Below are 24,759 nucleotides of genomic sequence, written 5' to 3' on the forward strand. Positions count from 1 at the left end.
TCACTTTATTTGATATGTGATATTAAAACAACATAATATAAACGACGAAAAAATACGAAAGTTTTCATTTTATGCATATATTAATGGTATAATAGCGTGTAAATTCAATCTAATAAATGAAGTTATGATTAAAATCTGAAATTGAAATTTTTTTGATGTATTTTGCTCTAATATGTTATACTAATAACTAATGTGCTATACTATTAAAAATTTCTCTTTCACGATGGTTTTAATGGGTCGGAGAGATGCCACATGTTTAAAAAACTAAAGAATTATGATTTTATTTTAATGTTTGCACCAATTATTTTAGCTGGTTTTGGGATTGTCATGATTTACAGTGCTAGTATGGTCACAGCGGTAATAGAAAATCATGAAAGCACTTACTATTTAGTAAAGCAAAGTCAATGGTTTGTCGTGAGCTTGTTCGGTTTTATCCTTTTTTCAATCATACCTTACAAGAAATATGAAAAATATATGGTATGGAATATCGTCATTGCACTCGTATTATTAATAAGTGTGTTGCTTTTTGGTACATCACGTGGCAATGCGACAAGATGGCTATCATTTGGGCCTGTTTTAATACAGCCAGCTGAATTTGTGAAATTAGGTATTATTTTGTATTTAGCTTCTGTATATTCCAAAAAACAACATTATATTGAAGATTTTCGGAAAGGTGTTTTGCCACCATTAATCTTAACAGCGTTTATTTTAGCTTTAATTGTGATTCAGCCTGATATTGGATCAGCGGTGACGACATTTCTAATTGCATGTACGATTATATTTAGTTCGGGGATGCGCTATAAACACATTTTCTTACTCGGAATTGTTAGTTCCATCCTCGTCGCAGCTGCAATCCCATTTATGATTACAGAAGAAAGGATTTCAAGATTTACAGGTGCATATCAACCGTTTGCTGACCCTGAAAATGCTGGACACCATTTGATACAATCTTATCTAGCAATTGGTGGAGGAGGAATAACTGGGGAGGGACTTGGGCAAAGTGTCCAGAAGTTAGGTTTTTTATTTGGAGCTCATACAGACTTTATAATGGCTGTTATCGCTGAGGAGCTTGGAATATTTGGTGTATTTATTGTCCTTGGGTTACTCGCCTTAATCGTTTTACGTGGTTTATATGTTTCATTAAAATGTCGTGATAGTTTTGGATCTCTTATAGCTGTAGGTATTTCATCTATGATCGGTATTCAAGCATTTATTAATTTAGGTGCAATAAGTGGTATTTTGCCGATTACAGGAATAACACTTCCATTCGTCAGTTATGGTGGTTCTTCTTTATTAATCTTAATGGTCTCTATGGGGATTTTAAATAACATTGCTGCTCGTACTAAGAAAGAAGAACAAGATCCAACTATTACAGAACCAGTCCAACAAGAACAGAAAAAATTTGTGACTTATAGAGGGGGAAGAAGATGGTCAAGTTAAATCGCTTTAAAAAGATTATGGTAGCTAACCGTGGTGAAATTGCAATTCGAATTTTTAGAGCTTGTGCAGAATTAAATATCCGCACAGTTGCTATCTATTCAAAAGAAGATACGGGATCATATCATCGATATAAGGCAGATGAGGCTTATCTTATTGGAGAAGGAAAAAAGCCAATCGATGCCTATCTAGATATCGAAGGAATTATAGAGCTTGCCAAACAAGTAGAGGTAGATGCGATTCATCCAGGATATGGCTTCTTATCTGAAAATATAGAGTTTGCAAAACGGTGTGAAGAAGAAGGAATTGCCTTTATCGGGCCAAAAAGTGAACATTTACATATGTTCGGAGATAAAGTAAGAGCTAGAACGCAAGCAATTAATGCAGGTATCCCTGTTATTCCAGGAAGTGATGGACCTGTTAACTCATTAGACGAAGTTGAAGCATTTGGCAAGAAACACGGCTATCCGATTATTATAAAAGCGACACTTGGTGGTGGCGGTCGTGGTATGCGTATTGTAAGAAATGAAAACAATTTAAGAGAAGCATTCGAAAGAGCAAAATCGGAAGCAAAAGCAGCTTTTGGCAATGATGAAGTTTATGTAGAAAAGCTTATCGAAAATCCAAAGCATATTGAAGTACAAATCATCGGTGATAATGAAGGAAATATTGTCCACTTATATGAACGGGACTGTTCAGTTCAACGTCGCCATCAAAAATTAGTTGAAGTCGCACCTAGCATATCAATCTCCGAACATTTAAGAGAAGAGATTTGTCAAGCTTCTGTTAAATTAATGAAACATGTGGGTTATGTTAATGCGGGAACAGTTGAATTTTTAGTTAAAGGTAATGATTTCTATTTTATAGAAGTGAATCCACGTGTACAAGTTGAACATACGATTACAGAAATGATAACAGGTATAGACATCGTACAAACCCAAATTAAAGTAGCAGATGGACACGCATTACATAGTTCGACAGTTGGTATACCTAAACAAGAAGATATTAAACCGTGGGGCTATGCTATTCAGTCTCGAGTTACAACAGAAGATCCTTTAAATAATTTCATGCCTGATACAGGTAAAATCAATGTATACCGTTCAAGTGGTGGGTTTGGCGTTCGTTTGGATGCAGGAAATGGTTTCCAAGGAGCAGAAATATCACCTTATTATGATTCACTCTTAGTAAAGGTATCGACATGGGCGCTTACTTTTGAACAAGCTGTTCAAAAAATGGTTCGTAATTTACGTGAATTTCGTATTCGGGGTATAAAGACAAATATTCCTTTTTTAGAAAATGTCATGCTTCATGAGAAGTTTTTATCTGGTGCTTATAACACGACATTTGTAGATGAAAGCCCAGAACTCTTTGTCTTTCCTAAACGAAAAAACCGTGGAACAAAAATGCTAACTTATATTGCTGATACAACGGTTAATGGCTTTGAAGGCATAACCAAAGAGAAAAAGCCATATTTTGAACCGTTACCAGTTCCAAAGACGGAATCACTTTCATTTGAAAGCGGAACGAAACAGATATTAGATAAACATGGTCCTGAAGGTGTTGCCAAATGGATGAAAGAACAGTCAGAAGTCTTACTTACAGATACGACATTCCGAGATGCACATCAATCGTTATTGGCAACACGGATTCGCACAAAGGATTTAGTAACCATAGCAGAGCCAACTGCGAAATTATTACCGAATCTATTTTCAGTTGAAATGTGGGGAGGTGCAACTTTTGATGTTGCATATCGCTTCCTAAAAGAAGACCCTTGGGAAAGATTACTGAAAATACGTAAAAAAATGCCAAATATACTCCTCCAAATGTTATTAAGAGCAAGTAATGCAGTTGGATATAAAAACTATCCTGATAACTTAATCGAACAATTTGTATCTAAAAGTGCACAAGCAGGGATTGATGTTTTCCGTATTTTTGACAGTTTAAATTGGGTTGACAATATGATTCCAGCTATCAAAGCTGTTCGTGAGAGTGGAAAAATAGCTGAGGCATCAATTTGTTATACGGGAGATATTCTAGACCCGACAAGAAGTAAATATGATCTTGATTATTATAAAGACTTGGCTAAACAACTCGAGGCAAATGGCGCTCATGTTTTAGGAATCAAGGACATGGCAGGATTACTAAAACCAGAAGCGGCGTTCCAGCTTATCACGACGCTAAAAGAAACAGTTGATATACCGATTCATTTACACACACATGACACAAGTGGTAATGGCATATTGACATATAAACGTGCCATTGACGCGGGTGTTGACGCAGTAGATGTTGCATGTAGTTCTATGGCGGGTTTAACATCACAGCCGAGCGCACAATCGTTATTTTATGCACTTGAAGGAACAGAGCGTCAGCCGAATATTAATATTGAAGCATATGAACAACTATCACAATACTGGGAACATGTGAGAACATATTACAAGCCATTTGAAAGTGGCATGAAATCACCACATACGGAAATATACATGCATGAAATGCCAGGTGGCCAATACAGTAACTTACAACAGCAAGCAAAAGCGGTAGGCTTAGGTGATCGGTGGAATGACGTTAAGTCGATGTACCGTCGTGTGAATGATATGTTTGGTGACCTTGTTAAAGTAACACCTTCATCTAAAGTAGTAGGTGATATGGCTCTCTTTATGGTACAAAATAATTTAACAGAAGATGACGTTTATGATAAAGGTGAAACAATTGACTTTCCAGTTTCAGTTATTGAATTTTTCCAAGGTTATCTTGGTCAACCATATCAAGGGTTTCCGCAAGAGTTACAGCGCATCATTCTGAAGGGGAAGAAGCCGATTACAAAGCGGCCTGGAGAATTGATGGAACCGGTTGATTTTAGGCAAATGAGAGACATGCTATTTAAACAATTAGATCGTCAAATAACGAGTTTTGACCTCATTGCATACGCGTTATATCCAAAAGTATTTTTAGATTTTCATAAATTTCAGCAGCAATATGGTGATGTATCAACACTTGATACACCAACATTTTTCTATGGAATGCGTCTCGGTGAAGAAATAGAGGTAGAAATAGAAAAAGGAAAAACATTATTTGTTAAACTCATTTCTATTTCAGAACCACGTTCGAACGGAACGCGTGTCGTATATTTTGAGTTGAATGGTCAACCTAGAGAAGTGATTATTGAAGATAAAAGCATTGAATCAACAGTTGCTATGACGCCTAAAGCGGAGCAGGGAAATGAGAAACATATCGGTGCAACAATGCCAGGCACTGTTATTAAGGTGATGTGTGAACCAGGCCAAAAGGTGGAAAAAGGAGATTATTTAATGATTACTGAAGCAATGAAAATGGAAACAACTGTGCAAGCTCCATTTTCAGGCGTCATTAAAGATGTTCATGTAAAAGCACAAGATGCGATATCTGTTGGTGATTTGCTAATTGAATTTAAATAAAAAATCAGGAGCAAGTAATTTGCTCCTGATTTTTTATTTGATTTTTTCTAAAGACATACTTCGTGATGCAAGTAAGATAAAATAACATAACAGTGCAAAATAACATGAAATAACAAGTGCATGTAAAAGGGCAATACCTAGATTTAAAAGAGTAAATATGATTAAAGCTCCAAAGAAAACTTGAAGTATGATGAGAACAATCATAGTGATAGAGCCTATGTACATGAATTGATTTTGACCATATGATTTAATAAGTCTAACAAAAAAAGATATGGTCCATAATAATAGTATACCTGCTGTTAAACGGTGCCCCATCTGAACGAACTGTTCAAAGCTGTAACTTGAAATATTAAATGGTGCATTATTGAAACAGAATGGCCAATCTTTACAAACTAAATTTGCTTCCGTGTGGCGAACGAGTGCTCCAGTATACACGGTAATTAATGTATACATTGTTAGTAAGTAAATTTCTATTCGGTGTTTTTTTCGTATGATTAAATTGGATGTATCTAATTTTTTATCCACTTCAAATATGAGTAACATTAATAAAAAAACAGATGCAAATGAAATTAGTGAAATACCAAAATGAAGTGCTAATACAAAATCAGATTGACCCCAGACAACTGCAGCCGCTCCAATGAGTCCTTGGAAAATGAGAAATACAACCGATACTATAGAAAGAAATTTCACTTCACGAATATGTCCGATATGTTTCCAAGCTAAGTATGCTAGGACAAGAATGATCATTCCACCAATACCTGAAACAATACGATGACTTAATTCAATCACAAGTTCCAGAGTGATTTCTGATGGAATAAGTTCACCATGACATAATGGCCAACTTTTACCACAGCCGTCGCCAGAGTCTGTCTTGGTCACTAGAGCACCGCCTAATAATATAAATACCATTATTGAATTAGCTAATACAGATAGCCACTTTAAAGTTCTTACCATATAAATGCCTCTTTCCAACTATACAAATTAAATTAATATTAGCCTGTTTTCAATAATAATATTAGTGAATACGATAAAGCAAATAAATCGTCCTAAAAAGTGATAGATGTCACGAAATTGTTACACATTCATGACATTACATCATTTACATAGTGAAAAAAGGCGAAAACACTTGCAAAATGATGCTGAGTTTGCTAGAAATAATGTAGGGGAACTTTGCAATAGTAAATTGACAACATGGAAAAGGGGTCATACATACAGAAACACAATAAAAAGTACACTTTAGCGTCAATTTTCGTGTCTTAACGCCAACTTCACAATATTGACACAATCATTGTAATAATGAACAAAATGTGAACCAGATTTATGTTGAATATTTTGACAACGTACGGGCTATGTAAAAGTTCTGTTATCCAAATTGATCAAATACTAATTCGTAAGTAAACTCACTTTGTTTTATGTTTAACAAGAAATTTTATAACATGTTTGGTTATACTAACAATTTGAAGGGGGGATTTAAACAATTTGATTCAGACAGAAACAGCTCCCAGCGAAGAGATAAAGTCCACTTCAATTGATAGACGATCAACATGGATAGCTGAACTAAAGGCATTGATCAAAATAGGCATTGTAAATTCCAATTTAATCACGACCTTTGTCGGATTTTGGTTAGCACTCCAGTTTACAAATCAATCATTTTTACAAAATATTTATACATTGTTGTTAACAATGTTAGGAACAGCATTTGTTATAGCGGGAGGTGCGACATTAAATAATTGGTACGATGCCGATATTGATCCAATTATGACTCGAACCCAAAAAAGACCAACAGTTACAGGAAGAATACCATTAAAAACTGCGCTAATTATTGGTGTCACTCTATCTGTTATTGGTCATGTATTGTTATTGTTTGTAAGTTTAGAAGCAACTTTATGGGCGTTCGCCGGATGGTTTACGTATGTTGTTCTTTATACAATGTGGTCTAAAAGACGATATACGCTCAACACAATTGTTGGTAGCTTTTCAGGAGCTGTACCACCATTAATAGGTTGGGCTGCTATTAATCAGGAGTTTCATATCGTACCAATCACATTGTTTCTTATAATGTTTATTTGGCAAATACCACATTTTCTAGCTCTTGCTATGAAGAAAAGCGAAGAATATAAAAAAGCGCAAGTTCCTATGCTTCCAGCAGTTTATGGTTTCGATATGACAAAACGTCAAATTGTCATATATATAGCCTGTTTGTTACCATTACCATTCTTTCTATTTCCCTTAGGTAAGTCATTTCTAATCATTGCAACGGTTCTAAATATTGGATGGCTCATAATGGGAATAGGTGGTTTCTTTACAAAAAATGATTTGAAATGGGCAAATATGATATTCGTTTATTCATTAAACTATTTGACGATACTATTCATAACAATGGCAGTTGTAACAATTAAATTCCCCTTTTAAATTGTCATTCTTATTGAGTAGAGCATACACATGTAAATGATGAAAGAGAGGTATACAAAATGAAAGGTTGGATGGGTAAAATCAAAGCTCTCGCGTTAATGAGCTTTATGGCGGTCCTATTAACAGGCTGCGGAAAAGAAAACCTTACTGCTCTTGTACCTAAAGGATATGGGGCAGAAGAATCAATGAAACTAATTATCCTTACGACAGTTATTATGGGTGGCGTATTTTTAGTAGTAATAGTCGTTTTAGCTTATGTCTTAATTCGCTTCCGAAGAAAAAAAGGTCAAGAAAACTACATTCCTAAACAAGTGGAAGGAAGCAAAACATTAGAGACAATTTGGACTATTATCCCAATTATTCTTGTCATTATTATGGCGGTCCCAACAACACTTATTTCATTTGATTTAGCTGATGCAAGTGATAGTAAAGATCATATAAATATAGATGTTACAGGTAATCAGTATTGGTGGCACTTTAACTATCAAGATGAAGACATTCAAACGAGTCAAGATTTATATATTCCAGTAGGAGAAAAGGTCTATTTGAATATGATATCTAGTGATGTTATTCACTCGTTCTGGGTACCATCAATTAGTGGAAAAATGGACGTTAACCCTGAAAATACAAACACAATGTATATAGAAGCATATGAAGAAGGCGTCTACTGGGGTAAATGTGCAGAGTTATGTGGTCCAAGTCACTCATTAATGGACTTTAAAGTGATTGTAGTAAGTAAAGAAGAATATGAGCAATGGGTAGCTGATATGAAAAACTACGATCCAGAAAAAGATGAACCAGAAAGTGCTGTTGCAAAAGAAGGTAAAGACTTATTTGAAGAAAATAATTGTATGGCCTGTCATGCTATTGGTTCATCACCAGTAGAAGTAGGACCGAACTTAACAAACTTCGGAAATCGTACAAAAATTGCTGGTTTTAAAGAGCCTACTAAAGAAAATTTAGTAGACTGGTTAAAAGATCCTGAAGAAATAAAACCAGGTAACTTAATGACTGGTAAGTATCCACAGCTAAATGATGATGAAGCTGAAAAAATTGCAGAATATCTCATGCAATTAAAAGTAACGGATGTTACGCCTGAAAGTGTCAATAATTAATTTTAACTACTAGAATGATTTAGGGAGGTTAAATCTGTGAGTATAGCAGTTAGTGAAAGCAGTGTAAAAGCACAGAAAAGAAGTATCGGTGCTGTACTGTGGGATTATTTAACGACTGTCGATCATTTGAAGATTGCTCATTTATATATTTTTGGTGGAGCATTTTTCTTCATTCTCGGTGGTATTGAAGCGCTTATTATTAGAATTCAATTATTAGTACCAGAAAATGACTTCGTAACAGCAGGATTTTATAATGAAGTCATTACAATGCATGGTACAACAATGATATTTTTAGCGGCAATGCCGATATTACTTGGTTTAATGAATGCGATTATGCCACTTCAAATAGGAGCGCGTGATGTAGCATTTCCATTTTTAAACGCACTCGGTGTATGGTTATTTATCTTAGGAGGTCTGTTACTTAATTTAAGTTGGTTTTTTGGTGGCGCACCTGATGCTGGATGGACTGCATATGCACCACTTTCTACTACTTCACCAGGTCATGGTGTCGACTATTATGTGATGGGTCTACAGCTTGCTGGTGCTGGTACATTAATGAGTGGAATCAACTTCTTAGTTACGATTATTAACATGCGTGCACCAGGAATGACATATATGCGCATGCCGCTATTCACATGGACAACATTTATTACAAGTATCTTAATTCTGTTTGCATTCCCAGCATTAACAGTTGGATTATTCTTATTACAGTTTGACCGTATGTTCGGTGCTGCATTCTTTGACGTTGCACTCGGCGGTAACACAATTATTTGGCAGCATTTATTCTGGATATTCGGTCACCCAGAAGTTTATATATTAATCTTGCCTGTGTTTGGGGCATTTAGTGAAATATTCTCTACTTTTTCTAAGAAGCGTATTTTTGGTTATACTTCAATGATATTTGCAACGATGTTAATTGCATTTTTAGGATTTATGGTATGGGCTCACCATATGTTTACAGTAGGTATGGGGCCAATTGCTAACACTATTTTCTCTGTTGCAACGATGGCAATTGCTGTTCCAACAGGAATAAAAATCTTTAACTGGCTTGCAACGATGTGGGGTGGAAGTGTCAAACTTAACTCTGCTATGATGTGGGCGATTGGATTTATTCCATCATTTACTATTGGTGGAATGACAGGTATCATGGTTGCAACAGTTGCAGCTGACTATCAGTACCATGATACGTATTTTGTTATTGCACACTTCCACTATACAATTGTTGGTGGAACTGTAATGGGTATTTTCGCGGGATTAACATATTGGTGGCCAAAAATCTTTGGTCGAGTGTTAAACGAAACGCTAGGACAAATTACATTCTGGACATTCTTTATCGGTTTCCATATGACGTTCTTTATCCAACACTTCCTTGGATTAATGGGAATGCCACGCCGTTACTGGGTATTCTTAGAAGATCAAGGTTTAGATACTGGAAACTTGATTAGTTCAATTGGTGCATTTTTAATGGCTGTTGGGGTTATCGTGTTTATCATAAATGCCATTTATGTGTGGTTAAAAGGTGAAAAAGCAGCTAATGACCCATGGGATGGTCGTACATTAGAGTGGACAACAGCTTCACCACCAGAACATTACAACTGGAAGCAAACACCTTTAATTCGTGGATTAGATTGCCTGTGGTTAGAGAAAACTGAAGGTAACGGAAAGATGATTCCAGCACATCCACTTAAAGATATTCATATGCCAAACGGATCAATTTTACCATTTATTATGTCTGTCGGATTTTTCATCGCTGGGCTTGGCTTTATTTACCAAACAGACAATAAATTATGGTATATCGCTCTTTTCGGTGGTATGGCAATTTCATTACTAGCTATGCTTGTTAGATCTGTTCAGGATGATCTAGGACATTATATTACGAAAGAGGAATTAAAAGGGGAGGCTGAGTAAACATGAATCATGATCAGTTATTAAATCCAAAATCATTACCACATTCACCTGAAAAGGCCACCCTTGAAGGTAAAAATAAATTTCTTGGTTTATGGTTTTTCCTTGGCGGTGAAACAGTATTATTTGCAAGTTTATTCGGTACTTTCATCGCACTTAGAAACTCAACAGCAGGAGGTCCATCGTCCGAAGAACTCTTCGGACTGGAACTCGTCTTTATTATGACTGTTCTATTACTAACAAGCTCATTAACTAGTGTTTACGCTATGTATCACATGAGAAATCATGATTTTAAAAAGATGCAATTATGGCTTGGGATTACAGGTTTACTAGGTCTTAGCTTTTTAGGGTTAGAGATTTATGAGTTTACACATTATATTACGGAGTATGGTTTTACATTCCGTTCTTCTGCATTTGGATCTGCTTTCTACACGTTAGTTGGCTTCCATGGGGGACACGTAACGTTTGGAATTGCTTGGTTAATTGTCATTATGATTCGCAATGCGAGAAGAGGACTCAACTTATACAACGCACCGAAATTTAATACATTTAGCTTATACTGGCATTATATTGATGTCGTATGGGTCTTTGTATTTACTGTTGTATACTTAATGGGAAAGGTGGGTTAAGTCGTGACAGAAAACACCAATACCAACCAATTAACTGATTATCATAAGCAGAAAAATAAAGAAGAAATGAAACGCAATGTTATTTCTTTTGCCCTAATGATTGTTTCGACAATTATTGCTTTTGCAATTGTTGCAAGCGGAGTTATGGATCGAATCTTTGCAGTATTCCTGCTGTTTATACTAGCGACTGTTCAGGTTGCTTTCCAGTTTTTTTACTTTATGCATATGAAGGAAAAGGGACATGCGTTGCCTGCTGTTATGATTATCGGGGGCACATGGGCAGCATTCTTAACTGTCTTTGGGTTAGTTGCTGCTGTTTGGTGGTAACAGATTAAATTAAAAGAGATCAGGAATATGTCCTGGTCTCTTTTTATGTTTGTAATTCGTCGTTATTTTGACAAATTAAACACATGAATATAGTGTAAATATGATGTATACTATATGATGTATACTAGTAGGAATGATTCACATCTATGGAGATGATATTATGTGGCTTGAGTTACAAATATTTGGATTCCGTGCTTTGTGGAGCCCTTATTTCTTTACCTTTGTCCTTGGTTTAAGTTTTCTTTATTATATCTTTACTGGTCCTTATCGCCATAAGATTGGAGGAGCGAATGTAGATAAGCCAACGGTAAAACAACAAGTTCAATTTTACACAGCTATGATTATATTGTATATTGTAAAAGGATCGCCAGTTGATTTGCTATCTCATATTATGTTAACATTTCATATGACACAAATGGCTTTATTATATTTAGCAGTTCCAATTTTAGTAATTAAATCTCTACCAAAATGGCTCTGGGAGAAAATTATTTATCAACCTTTTATTTTTCCAGTTTTGAATTTTTTAACGAAACCTATTATCGCTATTTTATTATTTAACGGCTTATTTTCTTTATATCATATACCACCAGTATTTGATTTTACAAAATCATCGATCGTCGCACATACAATCAGTACATTAATTTTATTGTTTGCTGCTTTTATTATGTTTATGCCAGTCATGTCTCCAGTAAAGGAATTTGATCGTTTAAAACCACTGGTTAAGATTTTCTATGTGTTTGGTAATGCTGTGTTAATTACGCCAGCATGTGCATTAATTATTTTTGCTGATGTACCATTATATGAAGCTTATACAGCCCATGGTGCTTGGATCCAGGCCCTTAGCCTTTGTGTTCCAGGTGATGTATTAATTGGTTTACCGTCACAACTATCTGGACCTGAAATGTTTTCACCGCTGAGCCTTTTAGATGATCAACAACTTGGTGGTATTATTATGAAAATCATACAAGAAATCACATACTTTATTATCTTGACACAAATTTTCTATGCTTGGTTTTCTGCGGATAAACTTAAGACAGATCCCGTACCAACGGATGCGCCAGAATCACAATAACAAATTGATAAGAGGGGAAGAGTATTGAATATGCCAGTATTACCAACAATTAGTACAGCCTTTATTATTATTAGTGCTATATTAGTGGCAATTGGTTGGATTTTGATTGTTAAAGATAAAAAAGCAGCTCATAAAAAGACGATGATAGCAGCTGTAATAAGTGCGTTATTGTTTTTTATCATCTATTTATCTAGAACCGTTTTTATTGGAAATACAAGTTTCGGTGGACCAGATGATGTTAAAATTTATTATACGATTTTCTTGTTCTTTCATATTTTCTTAGCAACAACGGGTGCTGTTTTTGGTATTGTCACATTAGTTTTAGCTTTCAAGAGAAATATTAAGAAACACGAAAAAATCGGTCCTATAACTAGCATTATTTGGTTCTTTACAGCCATTACAGGCGTAATGGTTTATCTTTTACTATATGTATTTTATAAAGGTGGAGACACAACAAGTTTAATTAAAGCAATCTTAGGAACATAAATTACAATAAAAGGGTGTGGTAACCATTACCACACCCTTTTATTTTGTTAAATTTTAATGTTCCAATTAATAATATTTGCCTCCTTAGCAGAACGATATGTGATGACGATAAGAGGGCCTAGAATAAATCCTAAGAATCCAAGGAGCTTTAATCCTAGAAACATCGCAATAAGTGTAATAAGTGGTGATAGACCTATTTGTTTTCCCATCACCTTTGGTTCTACAATCCGGCGAATAGCAAGTAAAACAATGGCTAAAATAGCCAATTGAATTCCCATTGTTACATTATTTGTTAAAAACATAAATAATGACCATGGTCCTAAGATTATAATCGAACCAACGATTGGAATAAGGTCGATAATCCAAATAATTAATGACATGATAATTGCCACATCAGGTGCGATCATAAATAATCCAATTAAAGATGCACCAAAAATAATTAAGCTTAATAAAAACTGTGCCTTAAGAAATCCAAGCATAACTTCTGATAATCTTTTGCCCATGAATCTCACTTTTTCAGCAGTTGATTCTTTCATCAAGTTCATCGTTTCTACTTTAAGGATGGGTAGTTCAATCATAAATAAAAAGAGCGCAATAATATAAACGATTAAACTAATTAAATACTGCGGTATTTTTGAAACAATTTGTGCTATATTATCAATTGTAAAAATTTCACGGGCTTTATCTGATAATGCTGTTAAATTTTCTTGAAAACTATTTGTCACTTGCTTAACAAATTCAGGTGGTAAATTTCGTGCATATTGTCGAAAATGTGCTTCCCAGTCTAAATAAATAAGATGAAGTTGCTTAAAATAAGTGGGCACTTTTTCTACAAAGTTAACGATTTGTGTGACGGTAATCATAATAGTAAATGTTCCGAGTATACCAATTAACACAATAAAAAGAAAGAAAATGATGATGACCGATATTTGTCGTGAAAGCTTAAATTTCTTCTCCAGTAACTGTACTGCTGGATTTAAAATAAGAGCTGTTATAAAGGCGACGACAAGGGGGATAGATATCGGTAAAATAAAATAAAAAGTTAGAATTAATAGGATAGACAAAATAATTAATGTCCAATGTCGTTTAGTTATTTTTCGAAACAATCGAATCGTCGACTCCTTTCCATCCTCCAAATCAATCTATAAAAAAATATATCATGTTTTATGATATGTGAATAGACGTTTAATGAGATTTTTTGTTTAAAAAACCGACTGTTTCATCATTCACAGTCGGTTAGTGATGCACAATGCATAATGAAGTTATTTTTTATATTGAATTAGTTCTTCTTTTGCTTCTTTAATTAAATTTTTAGCACGTTCAATAAGATTTTTTGGGAAATTTTCTTCTTCACCGTACTCAATACCATGAGGATAATAATGTTTACCTAGTAATGGTGTCATTAATTTAATGACAGCATCGCGACGATCAACATTTCCTTCAATCGCATACCCTTGAATACGAACATAATATGTAATGTTTTTTTCTTGTGAGCCTATTTTATAATCATAAGTAACACGCTCATAATCCCATTGATCGGCACGGATAAAGGCATGTTTTCCCATAACATGATCGAGCGGTTTTAGGTCAACTGTTAAATCCTCTATGCCTAAATTTTCCAACTTCATTTATCTCACCTCGCAAGTTTAGTCCTTTCTAAATAATCATAGTATGAAAACGTATAAGTTGCAATTAATATGGATGTGATTCATCTGGTAAGCTTGCGCTCGTGACGTAAAATTGCTTATATGACAATGAATCGTTTCGTTATCATATAGGTATATCATCTTTATTTCATCCATATATATTAGATAGAAAGGGTGATAATGGTGAGATACAAAATGATAAGTGGATTTATCATGCTCGTTGTTTTGATAAGTCTTATTTATGTATATGAACATAATGAAACGTCTCAAAAAATAATAGATTGGCCTCTTGTAGAGAAAAAAAGCGAAGTAAAGTTAAAAGAGTTACCTAATGAAAAGTTATTTAATCAACTATACACTGGTTCAATATATGAATGGATTGGTAAAACGTCTGACTCACTAAAAAGAGAATATGGTAAGCCTGAGCGTCAAGATTTAAGTGCTTATGGATATGAATGGTGGGTTTATTCAGATAAAGATTATTATTTACAATTTGGTGTTGAAGACGGCACGATAAAAACTGTATATGGTACTGGAGACATTTCTATTGAGCCGTTTGAAATTGGACAAACATATAAAGAAATCAATCAAGATATAGCTTTTATAAAAGAAGTATCGTATTTAGAGAAATTAAATAGTTATCAATTTCATTTAACCGATGAGGAAATAAAGGCTCGTCCATTAATTAAATTGAGTCAAGATGTATTTATACAATTATATTTTGATACGATTAAAAATCAATTATCGGCAATTCGCGTTTTAACAGGTGATATTTTATTAAAACATCGCCCATATGAAATGATGTATCGTGGTCATTTACCGAAAGTAAAAGAATTAACAGATAAGGAGTGGCGAAAAGTAGAAAAAGGGATGGAAAAGCAGATCTTTGATATAACAAATATATTTCGTAAACAATTTGGTGTTGATCATGTTTCTTGGGACGACAATGTAAGTAAAGTTGCATATGCACATAGTAAAGATATGGAGAATAATCAATATTTTTCCCATTATCGCTTGGATGGCAGTGGGTTAAAAGAGAGACTACAAGAGAAAGATGTATACTATTTAGTTGCTGGTGAAAATATTGCAGCACAGTACCCTGATGCACCATCTGCTATGGCTGGATGGTTAAATAGTAAGGGACATCGAGAAGCTTTATTAAACAAACAGTATACACATTTAGGTGTCGGTGTTTATCGATTATATTATACGCAAAACTTTTTAGGAAAACCGTAATTGTATGATCACATATACCTCATAAACTCATATCATAATAGTAGTTTAAAGTGAGAATGCAATTGTATGGAGTGAGTGATATGGGTACTTGGAAATTAGATCCAACTGTTAAAGAATTTAAAGCGTTTATAAATAAACATCCACGTCTCATTGCGAACATTCGAAAGACAGGCCGCCCATGGCAAGAATACTATGAAAAGTGGATTTTACTTGGTGAAGATGACGAATATTGGGAGCAATTTAAACAACCAAAATTAGCGGAAGTAACAAAAGGAAAAAAATCTGAACTGTTTTCACAAATTATGAACTTAACAAGTCAAATTGACTTTGATAAAGTACAACAACAAGTTAGTCAACTTAATAAAACTTTATCAACCGTCCAACAGTTAATAAATCAATATAAACGCCAGCAGGAGCCTACCACAAGACAGCCACGTACACATCAAATGTTCAACTTTTTTAGAGACTAGGTTATAATATATAAAAATGAATTAAAAGTCGAAAATAATGCACTTGATTATGGTAGAATGGGATGTGGAGGTGGATGCCATGATTGTAAATCAAGAAATGATAGAGTTACTCGACGAAGCTGAACAATTGACCGATATGATTCTTCAATCAGAGGCGTACAACGCTTATAAAGAAGCGCATTATCATTTAATACATGATCAAGAGGCACAGGAGCTCATTCAAGCTTTTGTTCATATAAAAGCAACTTATGAAGAAGTGCAACGTTTTGGACGATATCATCCGGACTATAATCAAATAATGAGAGAAGTTAGGGCGAAGAAGCGCCAAATGGACTTAAATGAAAAGGTCGCCTCGTTTAAAGTCGCAGAACGAGAGTTACAAAGATTACTGGATGATATTAGTGAGTTGATTGCTCATAGTGTAAGTGAACATATCTTGGTACCAAAAGATGGAATAATAGATGGTGCATGTGGCTGTGGGTCTGGTGGAAGCTGTGGATGTCAAGCATCATAATAGATATGAAAATGTGATAAGTGAGGTAAGAAATTAAGATGGAGCTAATCGAGCGCCAAGGAATCATTGTATGGTTTCAACATAGAAAAAATCTAAAAAAAATAAGGCGATACGGTCACTTGCTTTATGCATCAAACCGTATGAAATATGCCGTAGTCTATGTTGATCAAGACAAAATAGCCGATATTGAACGGCGATTACTAGAGTATCCATTCGTATCTAAGGTAGAAAGATCTTATAAACCTTTCGTCAGTACAACATTTGAATATGTTATGCCTGATAAAGCGAAGCAATATGATTATAAATCAACATCATTATGATAATGAACATAAAAAAACCTGCAGAATAAATCTCTGCAGGTCTCTTTGTTTTCATACTAAAAACAAAGAGGCAAAGGGAGAGGAGAAACCGGAGAGAACTTATGGGGAAGTCTAAGTCTTCTCCGTGTTCTAAACAGCTATAATATGTAGCTGTCTCATTTATTATTTTAGACATAAAGATAAAATATATACATAAATGTTTTCTAAATTTAATATTGCTATTTCGGTAAATATAAAATTTAAAAGGGTTATGACATGCAAAAAAACAATGCTTTATGGTAGGATAAATGTCGAGTGATGTAGTTTGAGGTGGTTATGTGCGTGTGATTGCAGGAAAATATAAAGGAAGACGATTCCACTCTGTACCTGGTCAAACGACAAGACCGACGACAGATAAAGTGAAAGAAGCTGCTTTTCATATGATTGGTCCTTATTTTAACGGTGGTCGTTGTTTAGATTTATTTGCTGGCAGTGGCTCCTTAGGGATTGAGGCATTAAGCCGAGGAATAGATGAGGCTATTTTTATAGACAAAAGTGGAAAAGCGATTCAAACGATTAAACAAAATTTAAAAACATTAAAAGTCACGGAACATGTCGAGGTTTATCGTAACGATGCATTTCGGGCTTTAAAGGCGATTCATAAAAGGGGCTTAACATTTCAATTAATTTTATTAGATCCACCATATAAAAAGATTGATATTTGCTTGTTATTGGAAACGATTACTTCTAGCCAGTTATTAGCTGAGAATGGTTACATATATTGTGAACACGATGTGAAAGAACATTTGCCACAAGAGATAAACAACATATATCAAATAAAACAGCATCACTATGGGGATACATCAGGCATTACGATTTATACAAGGGGGAAAAACAAATGACGAGATTGGCAATTTGTCCAGGTAGCTTTGATCCAATTACAAACGGTCACTTAGACATTATTGAAAGAGGTGCACGTATTTTTGATGAGGTCATCGTAACTGTGTTCAATAATCAATCAAAAAAACCATTATTTTCTGTTGAAGAACGATTAGACTTAATTAAAAAAACAACGAAACATTTACCGAATGTCAAAGCAGATTCTAGCGATGCATTATTAATAGATTATGCGAGGAAGAAAAACGCTCAAGTTATTTTACGCGGTTTACGTGCTGTTAGTGATTTTGAGTATGAAATGCAAATTACATCTATGAATCGCCGTTTGGATGATCAAGTTGAAACATTATTTATGATGACAAATAATCAGTATTCTTTCTTAAGTTCAAGTATAGTAAAAGAAGTTGTTCAATACGGAGCGTCTGTGTCTGAGCTTGTTCCTGAGGCAGTAGAATTAGCACTTAGGAAGAAATTCAATTTATTATAAAACAAAAGTCCTGTGAAAAACTCATATTAACGTATAAAAATATGTCACAGGACTTTTTAATACTTGATCATTCGCTTAAGTAAAATAGTTAAAGCAAGAAAAAGGCATATTAATGTAAATAAAGGACCGAACTGTTTCAATAAGGTTAACCATTCATACAAAAAGAAATCATTTATGGGATATAAGACAGGAACGTCTGTTGCTATAGATTGTTTCCGAACCATATATAGTGGCTGATATAGTAAAATTGTTAACAGACTTGCAATTAATCCGTGCAGTAATCTTGCAAAAAAATAAGGTTTAAAACGGATGTCAGTACTGGCAAGCATACTCGCTACTTGAGCTTGTATCGAGAAACCATTGAAACCGAGAAAAAAACTAACAACGACTAATTTTTGTAATAAGGCATCGATGTCCACTTGTGAGATTAAATGAACACCTATAGTAATCTCGAATATGCCTGAAATAAAAGGAAAACTTAACTCAAGCGGCAACGACAATACATTAAATAAGATACCAACGATATCAGAAATAAACGTCGTGAAATGGATTAAGTTGAACAGCTCTGTTAATACTGAAAATAAAATGATAAAGCCACCTACCATAACTAAAGTTTTGATAGACTGTATAATCGCATCTCCTAAAATCATGCCGATAGGTCTTTTATTTCTTATGCGAAAGTGGTGCATATCTTTTAAAGCTAACTTCCAATCGACTTTACGGGTTGTTTTTCTGTTCACTTTTTTATCTTTAGAACGTCCGTAAAAACGCATACATATTCCTACGATTAAATTACCACCATAGTGAGCTATAGCGATGAGTAAACCAAGAGTAACATCATGAAAAAAACCGACAGCAATCGCTCCAAAGATAAATAAAGGGCTAGATGCATTTGTGAAAGAAACAAGCCGTTCAGCTTCTATTTGTGTCAATTCTTTTTCTTCCCGTAGCCTAGCTGAAATTTTAGCTCCAGTCGGATACCCGCTTACCATTCCCATTAACCAGGCAAAACTTCCTACACCTGGAACATTAAAGAGAGGTCGCATGATTGGTTCTAAAAGTCGACCAAAGAATTTAACCACACCAAAACTCAATAATAATTCAGCGGTAATAAAAAATGGTAGAAGTGAAGGAAAAACGATTTCCCACCACATATTCAAACCAAGAAGGCTTGCATTATATGCTTGTTCAGGAAATATGACGAGCAAAACAACCATTATAAGTACAAAGCTTGATAAAAGGACAGTTTTAAACCATTGAATCAACATATTTCCTCCTAAATCTTGAAAGTGTACTTCTTATTTTTCTCGTAGTAAAATATGAGTATTGCATAAATAGTAAAGTGAAAATGTATTAGCATGTCTTTATCAATATACGCATAGGTTGTCATTAATTATGCCATTTTTATGAGACGATTGTTAATGAAGATCGGAAGGGGTCCGTATATGAAAATTACTAAAAGGTCAATCTTTTCTTTTGTTATTGCTCTATTAATTGGAGTATTTTTATCGTTATATCAGCTGCCGTATTATATTTATAAACCAGGTGAAGCTGATTCACTCAAACCGATTGTTTCTGTAGAAGGAGGGTATAATAGCGCGGGAGAAATGCATCTTGTTACTGTTAGAGGTGGACCTGCTACACCTATGCAATACTTATTAGCTAAAATCTTGCCACATCAAGAAATTGTGTCAATTGATGAAGTTATTCCAGAAGGTGTCGATGAAGAAGAATATTTTCACTCACAGTTGTTAATGATGGAAAGCTCTCAACAGGCTTCAGTTATCGTTGCCTATAAGGCAGCTAATAAGCCGATCGATATTGAATATAACGGAGTATACGTTGTTTCTGTTATTGATGATATGCCTGCAAGTGGAATACTAAAATCCGGTGATGTCATTGTGGGCGTTGATGGGCATGAAATTCATGAGGCAGATGACCTCATTCAATATATTGAAGGAAAAAAGGCAGGGGATTCTATAACGTTAGATATTCTGCGAGATGATAAGCCACTTATTAAAAAAATCACATTAGAAGCATTTGCGGATCAAGAAGATAAAGTTGGTATTGGTATTAAACTCGTAACTGATCGTCATGTCAATGTTAAACCTGAAGTTCATTTCTCAAGTGGAAATATAGGGGGGCCTAGTGCGGGGCTTATGTTTGCATTAGAAATCTATGATCAATTAACTGAAGAAGATTTAACAAAGGGATTAAATATTGTTGGTTCAGGTGAAATTGATTATGATGGTAAAGTTCATCGGATTGGCGGAATAGATAAGAAAGTAGTAGCTGCTCATCGTAAAGGCTGTGATATTTTCTTTGCCGCAAATGAAAATGGGCGAAAAGACTCTAATTATGAAGTAGCTAAGCAAACGGCTGAACAAATTGGAACAGATATGAAAATTATTCCAGTTGATACTTTTGAAGATGCATTACGTTATTTACAACAATTAAAACCGAGCCCTAAATAATAGGGAATCGGTTTTAATTTCGTTCTATAATGGGACCGCGAAATTCCTGACGAATCATTTTTTTCTGTTTGTTATGCGGAAGTGGGCAATAATAAACACGAGAAACTTTTTCCTCAATTGCTAATAATGGGTGCATGTTGCTACTATAACGAGAAATGAACGGGGCAATCCTTCTATTTCTTTGCTCATTTAAATATTTTTGTCCAATTGTATTCATCCCTAAAACACGAATATAAGGCATTTTATTCAGTTCTTTTAAAGGCTCTAACTGTTGTTTAGTTGTATGTGTAAGGATATGGACAAACATTCTTTGTAATCTTGTCCATGTGTATCGCTTTGTTTTTAATTGTTCCATCCAATCGGTAAAGGAATTTGCTGATGTGGCAGTTCTTTTTAAGCGATGTTCAATTCCTTCGTCGACCCCTTCTATTTGTGCGAGGTCATTGGTTGACATTTTTATAACTTGGTAATGCAAATACGGAAAATAATGCTCCCAATGATGCCAGATGCCGACTTTTTTCTTATAGGACATTAATTGTTTATGTGTTGTTTGCGGAATAGTTGATTGAATCGCTTGTTGACTGGACTTTTCTTTGAATAATTCAGTTCGAATACTTGTAGCGCTAGCTATAGAGTTCGTTATCTTAACATCATGATAGTCGTTATGAATTCGTTTAATCGTATGTATTTGAATAGGTAAATTTGCATCTAAGATTTCCTTCACGTAGCTAAAGCCGAGAATATTATTTGGCTTTGTTATATCAAGAGACAGTTCAGGTAAAGTTATTTCTAATGCATGTTTACTAGCTGCTGGAAACGATAGACCTTGAGATAACAAGCTTTTAAGTGTATGCTGATATTGAGATTTGTTTTGCTTCATATGTTTATAATGGGTCATAAAAGGGTCAATTTTTCCTGATTCACTGCCAAAACAGATATGTGTACTATTTAAAGCGTGTAAAAGTTGGACTGCACCTTTAGCAAATAATCGGCTGTTTTGCACTGCAAAGGCGTAAGGTAATTCAATTACAAGATCAACCCCAGATTGTAACGCCATTTTTGTACGATGATATTTGTCTACAATGGCTGGTTCTCCACGCTGTAAGAAGGAACCGCTCATAATGGCAATGATCACATCAGCTTGAGTGATTTTTCGTGCTTCTTTCACATGATAAAGATGTCCATTGTGAAATGGATTATATTCAACGACTAGACCACATGATTTCATATATCCATCTCCTTCTTAAATAAAAGTAACTGTTTAATTAGTTTATCAAAAAATGTTTTTTATCTCATGTATCAAGTTAAAGCGATAAAAGTATTAATTGAAGTTATCATTCGTATTGACAAAATGTGAATTTCTATATAAAATTATTCTTGTTGCCTTGAGGTGATTATCATGAAGTTTTCTTTAGCGCAAATTAACAAAAATACAGCTCATAACAGGTCGTTTCATTTTAAAGAGGATATGGATGTTTCTGATTTAAAGACATTAAATGATGACATTCGCGATATTCAAACTGCTTATGTAACAGGAGATTGTATCGTTCGTGGCAAGCAGATTATTTTTACACTACGTATTCAAGGTGAAATGATTTTACCATGCGCACGAACACTAGTGGATGTACCATATGCTTTCGATATTAATGCTGTTGAAGTTTTCTCAACTTCGGAATATTTAACAGAAGCTGAAGAAGAAGAGGAAATTCATCCTGTTCAAGGAGAAGTGCTTGACTTAGCACCTTATATAAAGGAAAATATCTTGTTAGATATTCCTTTTCGAGTGATTTCTGACGAAGTTGATAAAGAGAACAATGTACCTCAAGAAGGCCACGGGTGGCAAGTTGTTTCTGAAAGCGAATTATCACAACAGCAAACGATTGATCCCCGTATGAAAAAGTTACAATCACTACTTGAAAAAGATAAAAAAGAAAAGTAACAATAGATCCACTTTTCTTTAAAGGAGGTGTGTGTCATGGCAGTACCTAAAAGAAGAACATCAAAAAAGGTAAAAAATCAACGCCGTACGCATAAAAAACTACATGTACCAGGATTAGTAGAATGTCAAAATTGTGGTGAATTAACTAAACCGCATCATGTATGTAAAGCATGCGGCCATTATGATGGAAAAGAAGTTGTGGCTGAGTAAAATAGTGTATACAACTTAGTAAAAACAGGTTGCTTATTGAAGTAATCTGTTTTTTTCTTGAACTAAAATGGGGGAGTAGATGATGGTAGCAGGAGATGTGACATATCATTTTAATAAAGAACATCTATATGGTCTAATAAGAATTGAACGCCCAGAAAAGCATAATGCGATTTCAGACGATATGATATGCTCTTTTTATAAAGCTATACAAAATGCAAAAGCAAATCAAAGCAAATGTTTAGTGATTACAGGAGCAGGAGAGCGTATGTTTTCATCAGGAGGGGACTTGAGAGATTTGAACATCGATCTATCAGTAGATGAGGCCTATCGTAAGTTATCGAATATGCAAGTTGTTTTACAAGAAATTCTTGCATTTCCTGTTCCAGTTATCTGTTTGTTAAATGGAGATGCTCTCGGGGGTGGATGTGAGATTGCAACAGCTTGCGATATCCGAATTGCAAAAGAAGGAACAAAGTTTGGATTTGTTCAATCAACCATAGGCATTACACCAGCTTGGGGTGGTGGAGCCATTTTATATGAAAAAGTCCATCCGAGTTTTGCTTTTCATTGGCTTACACAAGGAAAAATTTATTCAGATCGTCTATTAGAGAAAAAGGGCTGGATTCATGAACGTATCCCTGAAGTAAAATGGGATTCTTTAGAAGAGATAATTGCCCCTTATCTTCAGAAATCAAGACAACTGTTACAAACGTTAAAGCGACAATATCAAGATAAATTATCGCTTGAAAAGTTGATAGGTGAAATGGAAAATGAAGTTAAACAGTGTTCTACATTATGGCATACGAAAGAACACATTCATGCAGTAAACCGCTTTTTAAAGGGAAAACAATTGCATAAGCTAAAACATTGAAACATCTATTCTATCATAACTACCTCTTGCATATACTGACATTAAAAAGTAGTTAAGGGGTGATAGGATGTATGTCACACGTCAAGATGCATGGACAAAAGAAGAAGATCATATTTTAGCAGAAACCGTTTTACGTTTTATTAGAGAAGGTAAAACACAATTAGAAGCTTTTAAACTCGTTGCTAATCAATTGTCACGTACATCTGCTGCTTGTGGTTTCCGCTGGAATGCGACACTTAGAAAAAAATATAGTGATGCAATTGAAAAGGCAAAAGAAGCGCGAAAGAAAGGAAGTCATGCCTATCAAGTACTAGAGACGAATGATGTGTTAGACAAAGACTCGATTGAAACGGCGATTTCTTTATTAAAGAAATTAAAAGGGCATGATCATATGCCGCAAACGGAGCAAAACTACGAAAAAACAGTGCAGAAGCTTGAAAAGGAAAACCAAGCATTACAGAATAAATTAAATCTCTATAAAAATGCATGGACAGAAATGGAAAAATTATGGCGTTGGGTTGAAGAGAAGGTATAATCATTAGGCTTACTTTTAAGAAACGCTGCTGCACAATATTATGGTTGCATCAGCGTTTATCACCTTTCATAATTTCTTTTCTTTAAACACTTCTGGTAACCATTTGAGTGGATTTACTCTCCTAAATCTGTATACATTTCATAATGTATCTTTTATAATCCATATCACTCCAAAAATTACGTCAATATATCTGTGGATTTGTATTAATAGGTAGCTGAAAGCTTTTCGTAAACTTAAGGGAGCATGTCTATAACTATGCCTTTAATATGTTTGAAGTTTTTTTAGCTTTTTATAGTTCCATATAGTCTTGAGAAGGATCAAAGTAAGTTTCGTATAGCGCATACGATGCATACATCACTGTAATAAA

General features: G+C 34.6%; 25 protein-coding genes. 20 read left to right on the forward strand and 5 right to left on the reverse strand.

Features of this window, described 5'->3' with window-relative positions:
- Positions 1 to 252 precede the first annotated feature (252 nt).
- Positions 253 to 1,440 (forward strand): putative lipid II flippase FtsW, encoded by a 1,188-nt coding sequence (ftsW, locus tag HNQ35_RS04620; protein WP_146935459.1) that lies wholly within the window; start codon positions 253 to 255, stop codon positions 1,438 to 1,440.
- Positions 1,428 to 4,868: a pyruvate carboxylase gene (gene pyc / locus HNQ35_RS04625; RefSeq protein WP_146935461.1), complete on the forward strand. Its 3,441-nt coding sequence runs from the start codon at positions 1,428 to 1,430 to the stop codon at positions 4,866 to 4,868. The genes ftsW and pyc overlap by 13 nt, the downstream gene beginning before the upstream one ends.
- 33 nt (positions 4,869 to 4,901) lie before the next feature.
- Here the strand turns inward: pyc and HNQ35_RS04630 are convergent, their stop codons facing one another.
- A complete protein-coding gene (locus tag HNQ35_RS04630; RefSeq protein WP_146935463.1) occupies positions 4,902 to 5,822 on the reverse strand; it encodes a COX15/CtaA family protein in 921 nt (306 codons plus the stop codon).
- Positions 5,823 to 6,380: 558 nt separating this feature from the next.
- Between HNQ35_RS04630 and cyoE the strand changes: the two genes are divergently transcribed.
- The 7 genes from cyoE (at position 6,381) to HNQ35_RS04665 (ending at position 12,814) form a co-directional block, all read left to right on the forward strand.
- Entirely contained in the window at positions 6,381 to 7,280 is a 900-nt protein-coding gene (gene cyoE, locus HNQ35_RS04635) for a heme o synthase (RefSeq protein ID WP_246118041.1), read from the forward strand.
- 59 nt (positions 7,281 to 7,339) lie between these two features.
- Complete coding sequence (gene coxB / locus HNQ35_RS04640) at positions 7,340 to 8,395, forward strand: cytochrome c oxidase subunit II (RefSeq protein WP_146935467.1); 1,056 nt, start codon at positions 7,340 to 7,342, stop codon at positions 8,393 to 8,395.
- Between the two features lie 36 nt (positions 8,396 to 8,431).
- A complete protein-coding gene (gene ctaD, locus HNQ35_RS04645) occupies positions 8,432 to 10,303 on the forward strand; it encodes a cytochrome c oxidase subunit I (RefSeq protein WP_246118033.1) in 1,872 nt (623 codons plus the stop codon).
- A 2-nt stretch (positions 10,304 to 10,305) separates the two neighbouring features.
- Positions 10,306 to 10,929: a cytochrome c oxidase subunit 3 gene (locus HNQ35_RS04650; protein ID WP_146935469.1), complete on the forward strand. Its 624-nt coding sequence runs from the start codon at positions 10,306 to 10,308 to the stop codon at positions 10,927 to 10,929.
- A 3-nt stretch (positions 10,930 to 10,932) separates the two neighbouring features.
- A complete protein-coding gene (gene ctaF, locus HNQ35_RS04655; protein ID WP_146935471.1) occupies positions 10,933 to 11,256 on the forward strand; it encodes a cytochrome c oxidase subunit IVB in 324 nt (107 codons plus the stop codon).
- 160 nt (positions 11,257 to 11,416) lie between these two features.
- Positions 11,417 to 12,328, forward strand: a complete 912-nt coding sequence (gene ctaG, locus HNQ35_RS04660; RefSeq protein ID WP_146935473.1) for a cytochrome c oxidase assembly factor CtaG — start codon at positions 11,417 to 11,419, stop codon at positions 12,326 to 12,328.
- Positions 12,329 to 12,358: 30 nt separating this feature from the next.
- A complete protein-coding gene (locus HNQ35_RS04665; RefSeq protein WP_146935957.1) occupies positions 12,359 to 12,814 on the forward strand; it encodes a DUF420 domain-containing protein in 456 nt (151 codons plus the stop codon).
- A 47-nt stretch (positions 12,815 to 12,861) separates the two neighbouring features.
- On the opposite strand, the gene ytvI is transcribed toward HNQ35_RS04665, so the two are convergent.
- Together ytvI and HNQ35_RS04675 are read right to left on the reverse strand one after the other, a co-directional pair.
- Entirely contained in the window at positions 12,862 to 13,920 is a 1,059-nt protein-coding gene (gene ytvI / locus HNQ35_RS04670) for a sporulation integral membrane protein YtvI (RefSeq protein ID WP_146935475.1), read from the reverse strand.
- Between the two features lie 156 nt (positions 13,921 to 14,076).
- The gene (locus tag HNQ35_RS04675; protein WP_146935477.1) at positions 14,077 to 14,442 is read right to left on the reverse strand and encodes a YugN family protein; all 366 of its coding nucleotides are present in this window, start codon (positions 14,440 to 14,442) and stop codon (positions 14,077 to 14,079) included.
- A gap of 201 nt (positions 14,443 to 14,643) precedes the next feature.
- Here HNQ35_RS04675 and HNQ35_RS04680 point away from each other — a divergent pair, with 201 nt between their 5' ends.
- The 6 genes from HNQ35_RS04680 (at position 14,644) to coaD (ending at position 18,363) form a co-directional block, all read left to right on the forward strand.
- The gene (locus tag HNQ35_RS04680) at positions 14,644 to 15,696 is read left to right on the forward strand and encodes a CAP domain-containing protein (RefSeq protein WP_246118034.1); all 1,053 of its coding nucleotides are present in this window, start codon (positions 14,644 to 14,646) and stop codon (positions 15,694 to 15,696) included.
- Positions 15,697 to 15,776: 80 nt separating this feature from the next.
- Positions 15,777 to 16,166, forward strand: coding sequence for a spore coat protein YlbD (ylbD, locus tag HNQ35_RS04685; RefSeq protein WP_146935481.1), 390 nt, complete (start codon positions 15,777 to 15,779; stop codon positions 16,164 to 16,166).
- Between the two features lie 79 nt (positions 16,167 to 16,245).
- A complete protein-coding gene (locus HNQ35_RS04690; protein ID WP_146935483.1) occupies positions 16,246 to 16,680 on the forward strand; it encodes a YlbF/YmcA family competence regulator in 435 nt (144 codons plus the stop codon).
- A 38-nt stretch (positions 16,681 to 16,718) separates the two neighbouring features.
- Positions 16,719 to 17,000 carry a YlbG family protein gene (locus tag HNQ35_RS04695; protein WP_146935485.1) on the forward strand — a complete coding sequence of 94 codons (282 nt, stop codon included), beginning with the start codon at positions 16,719 to 16,721 and terminating at the stop codon, positions 16,998 to 17,000.
- A 317-nt stretch (positions 17,001 to 17,317) separates the two neighbouring features.
- A complete protein-coding gene (gene rsmD / locus HNQ35_RS04700) occupies positions 17,318 to 17,881 on the forward strand; it encodes a 16S rRNA (guanine(966)-N(2))-methyltransferase RsmD (protein WP_146935487.1) in 564 nt (187 codons plus the stop codon).
- Entirely contained in the window at positions 17,878 to 18,363 is a 486-nt protein-coding gene (coaD, locus tag HNQ35_RS04705) for a pantetheine-phosphate adenylyltransferase (protein ID WP_146935489.1), read from the forward strand. The genes rsmD and coaD overlap by 4 nt, the downstream gene beginning before the upstream one ends.
- Before the next feature lie 56 nt (positions 18,364 to 18,419).
- Here coaD and spoVV read toward each other — a convergent pair whose 3' ends face one another.
- Positions 18,420 to 19,631: a dipicolinic acid transporter SpoVV gene (gene spoVV / locus HNQ35_RS04710; protein ID WP_146935491.1), complete on the reverse strand. Its 1,212-nt coding sequence runs from the start codon at positions 19,629 to 19,631 to the stop codon at positions 18,420 to 18,422.
- Positions 19,632 to 19,808: 177 nt separating this feature from the next.
- Here spoVV and HNQ35_RS04715 point away from each other — a divergent pair, with 177 nt between their 5' ends.
- Positions 19,809 to 20,837, forward strand: coding sequence for a SepM family pheromone-processing serine protease (locus tag HNQ35_RS04715; RefSeq protein WP_146935494.1), 1,029 nt, complete (start codon positions 19,809 to 19,811; stop codon positions 20,835 to 20,837).
- A gap of 13 nt (positions 20,838 to 20,850) precedes the next feature.
- On the opposite strand, the gene HNQ35_RS04720 is transcribed toward HNQ35_RS04715, so the two are convergent.
- Positions 20,851 to 22,065, reverse strand: a complete 1,215-nt coding sequence (locus tag HNQ35_RS04720; protein ID WP_146935496.1) for a nucleotidyltransferase — start codon at positions 22,063 to 22,065, stop codon at positions 20,851 to 20,853.
- Between the two features lie 171 nt (positions 22,066 to 22,236).
- Here HNQ35_RS04720 and HNQ35_RS04725 point away from each other — a divergent pair, with 171 nt between their 5' ends.
- The 4 genes from HNQ35_RS04725 (at position 22,237) to HNQ35_RS04740 (ending at position 24,392) form a co-directional block, all read left to right on the forward strand.
- On the forward strand, positions 22,237 to 22,776 hold the full coding sequence (locus tag HNQ35_RS04725) for a YceD family protein (protein ID WP_146935498.1): 540 nt from the start codon (positions 22,237 to 22,239) through the stop codon (positions 22,774 to 22,776).
- 36 nt (positions 22,777 to 22,812) lie between these two features.
- Positions 22,813 to 22,986: a 50S ribosomal protein L32 gene (gene rpmF, locus HNQ35_RS04730; protein ID WP_146935500.1), complete on the forward strand. Its 174-nt coding sequence runs from the start codon at positions 22,813 to 22,815 to the stop codon at positions 22,984 to 22,986.
- Between the two features lie 82 nt (positions 22,987 to 23,068).
- Positions 23,069 to 23,857 (forward strand): enoyl-CoA hydratase/isomerase family protein, encoded by a 789-nt coding sequence (locus HNQ35_RS04735; RefSeq protein WP_146935502.1) that lies wholly within the window; start codon positions 23,069 to 23,071, stop codon positions 23,855 to 23,857.
- 67 nt (positions 23,858 to 23,924) lie between these two features.
- The gene (locus HNQ35_RS04740) at positions 23,925 to 24,392 is read left to right on the forward strand and encodes an RsfA family transcriptional regulator (RefSeq protein ID WP_146935504.1); all 468 of its coding nucleotides are present in this window, start codon (positions 23,925 to 23,927) and stop codon (positions 24,390 to 24,392) included.
- The last annotated feature ends 367 nt before the right edge of the window (positions 24,393 to 24,759 follow it).

Origin of the sequence: Cerasibacillus quisquiliarum, assembly GCF_014202495.1 — a bacterium.
GTDB classification, from domain to species: Bacteria; Bacillota; Bacilli; order Bacillales; family Amphibacillaceae; genus Cerasibacillus; species Cerasibacillus quisquiliarum.

What these genes read in the sequence shown, in the direction of transcription:
- ylbD (WP_146935481.1), top strand. Translation starts at nt 15,777, where the DNA reads ATGGGTACTTGGAAATTAGATCCAACTGTTAAAGAATTTAAAGCGTTT.
- HNQ35_RS04725 (WP_146935498.1), top strand. Translation starts at nt 22,237, where the DNA reads ATGAAGTTTTCTTTAGCGCAAATTAACAAAAATACAGCTCATAACAGG.
- HNQ35_RS04715 (WP_146935494.1), top strand. Translation starts at nt 19,809, where the DNA reads ATGAAAATTACTAAAAGGTCAATCTTTTCTTTTGTTATTGCTCTATTA.
- spoVV (WP_146935491.1), bottom strand. Translation starts at nt 19,631, where the DNA reads ATGTTGATTCAATGGTTTAAAACTGTCCTTTTATCAAGCTTTGTACTT.
- pyc (WP_146935461.1), top strand. Translation starts at nt 1,428, where the DNA reads ATGGTCAAGTTAAATCGCTTTAAAAAGATTATGGTAGCTAACCGTGGT.
- HNQ35_RS04675 (WP_146935477.1), bottom strand. Translation starts at nt 14,442, where the DNA reads ATGAAGTTGGAAAATTTAGGCATAGAGGATTTAACAGTTGACCTAAAA.
- HNQ35_RS04630 (WP_146935463.1), bottom strand. Translation starts at nt 5,822, where the DNA reads ATGGTAAGAACTTTAAAGTGGCTATCTGTATTAGCTAATTCAATAATG.
- ftsW (WP_146935459.1), top strand. Translation starts at nt 253, where the DNA reads ATGTTTAAAAAACTAAAGAATTATGATTTTATTTTAATGTTTGCACCA.
- HNQ35_RS04650 (WP_146935469.1), top strand. Translation starts at nt 10,306, where the DNA reads ATGAATCATGATCAGTTATTAAATCCAAAATCATTACCACATTCACCT.
- HNQ35_RS04735 (WP_146935502.1), top strand. Translation starts at nt 23,069, where the DNA reads ATGGTAGCAGGAGATGTGACATATCATTTTAATAAAGAACATCTATAT.
- HNQ35_RS04720 (WP_146935496.1), bottom strand. Translation starts at nt 22,065, where the DNA reads ATGAAATCATGTGGTCTAGTCGTTGAATATAATCCATTTCACAATGGA.
- coaD (WP_146935489.1), top strand. Translation starts at nt 17,878, where the DNA reads ATGACGAGATTGGCAATTTGTCCAGGTAGCTTTGATCCAATTACAAAC.
- ctaG (WP_146935473.1), top strand. Translation starts at nt 11,417, where the DNA reads ATGTGGCTTGAGTTACAAATATTTGGATTCCGTGCTTTGTGGAGCCCT.
- HNQ35_RS04695 (WP_146935485.1), top strand. Translation starts at nt 16,719, where the DNA reads ATGGAGCTAATCGAGCGCCAAGGAATCATTGTATGGTTTCAACATAGA.
- HNQ35_RS04690 (WP_146935483.1), top strand. Translation starts at nt 16,246, where the DNA reads ATGATTGTAAATCAAGAAATGATAGAGTTACTCGACGAAGCTGAACAA.
- HNQ35_RS04665 (WP_146935957.1), top strand. Translation starts at nt 12,359, where the DNA reads ATGCCAGTATTACCAACAATTAGTACAGCCTTTATTATTATTAGTGCT.
- rpmF (WP_146935500.1), top strand. Translation starts at nt 22,813, where the DNA reads ATGGCAGTACCTAAAAGAAGAACATCAAAAAAGGTAAAAAATCAACGC.
- coxB (WP_146935467.1), top strand. Translation starts at nt 7,340, where the DNA reads ATGAAAGGTTGGATGGGTAAAATCAAAGCTCTCGCGTTAATGAGCTTT.
- HNQ35_RS04740 (WP_146935504.1), top strand. Translation starts at nt 23,925, where the DNA reads ATGTATGTCACACGTCAAGATGCATGGACAAAAGAAGAAGATCATATT.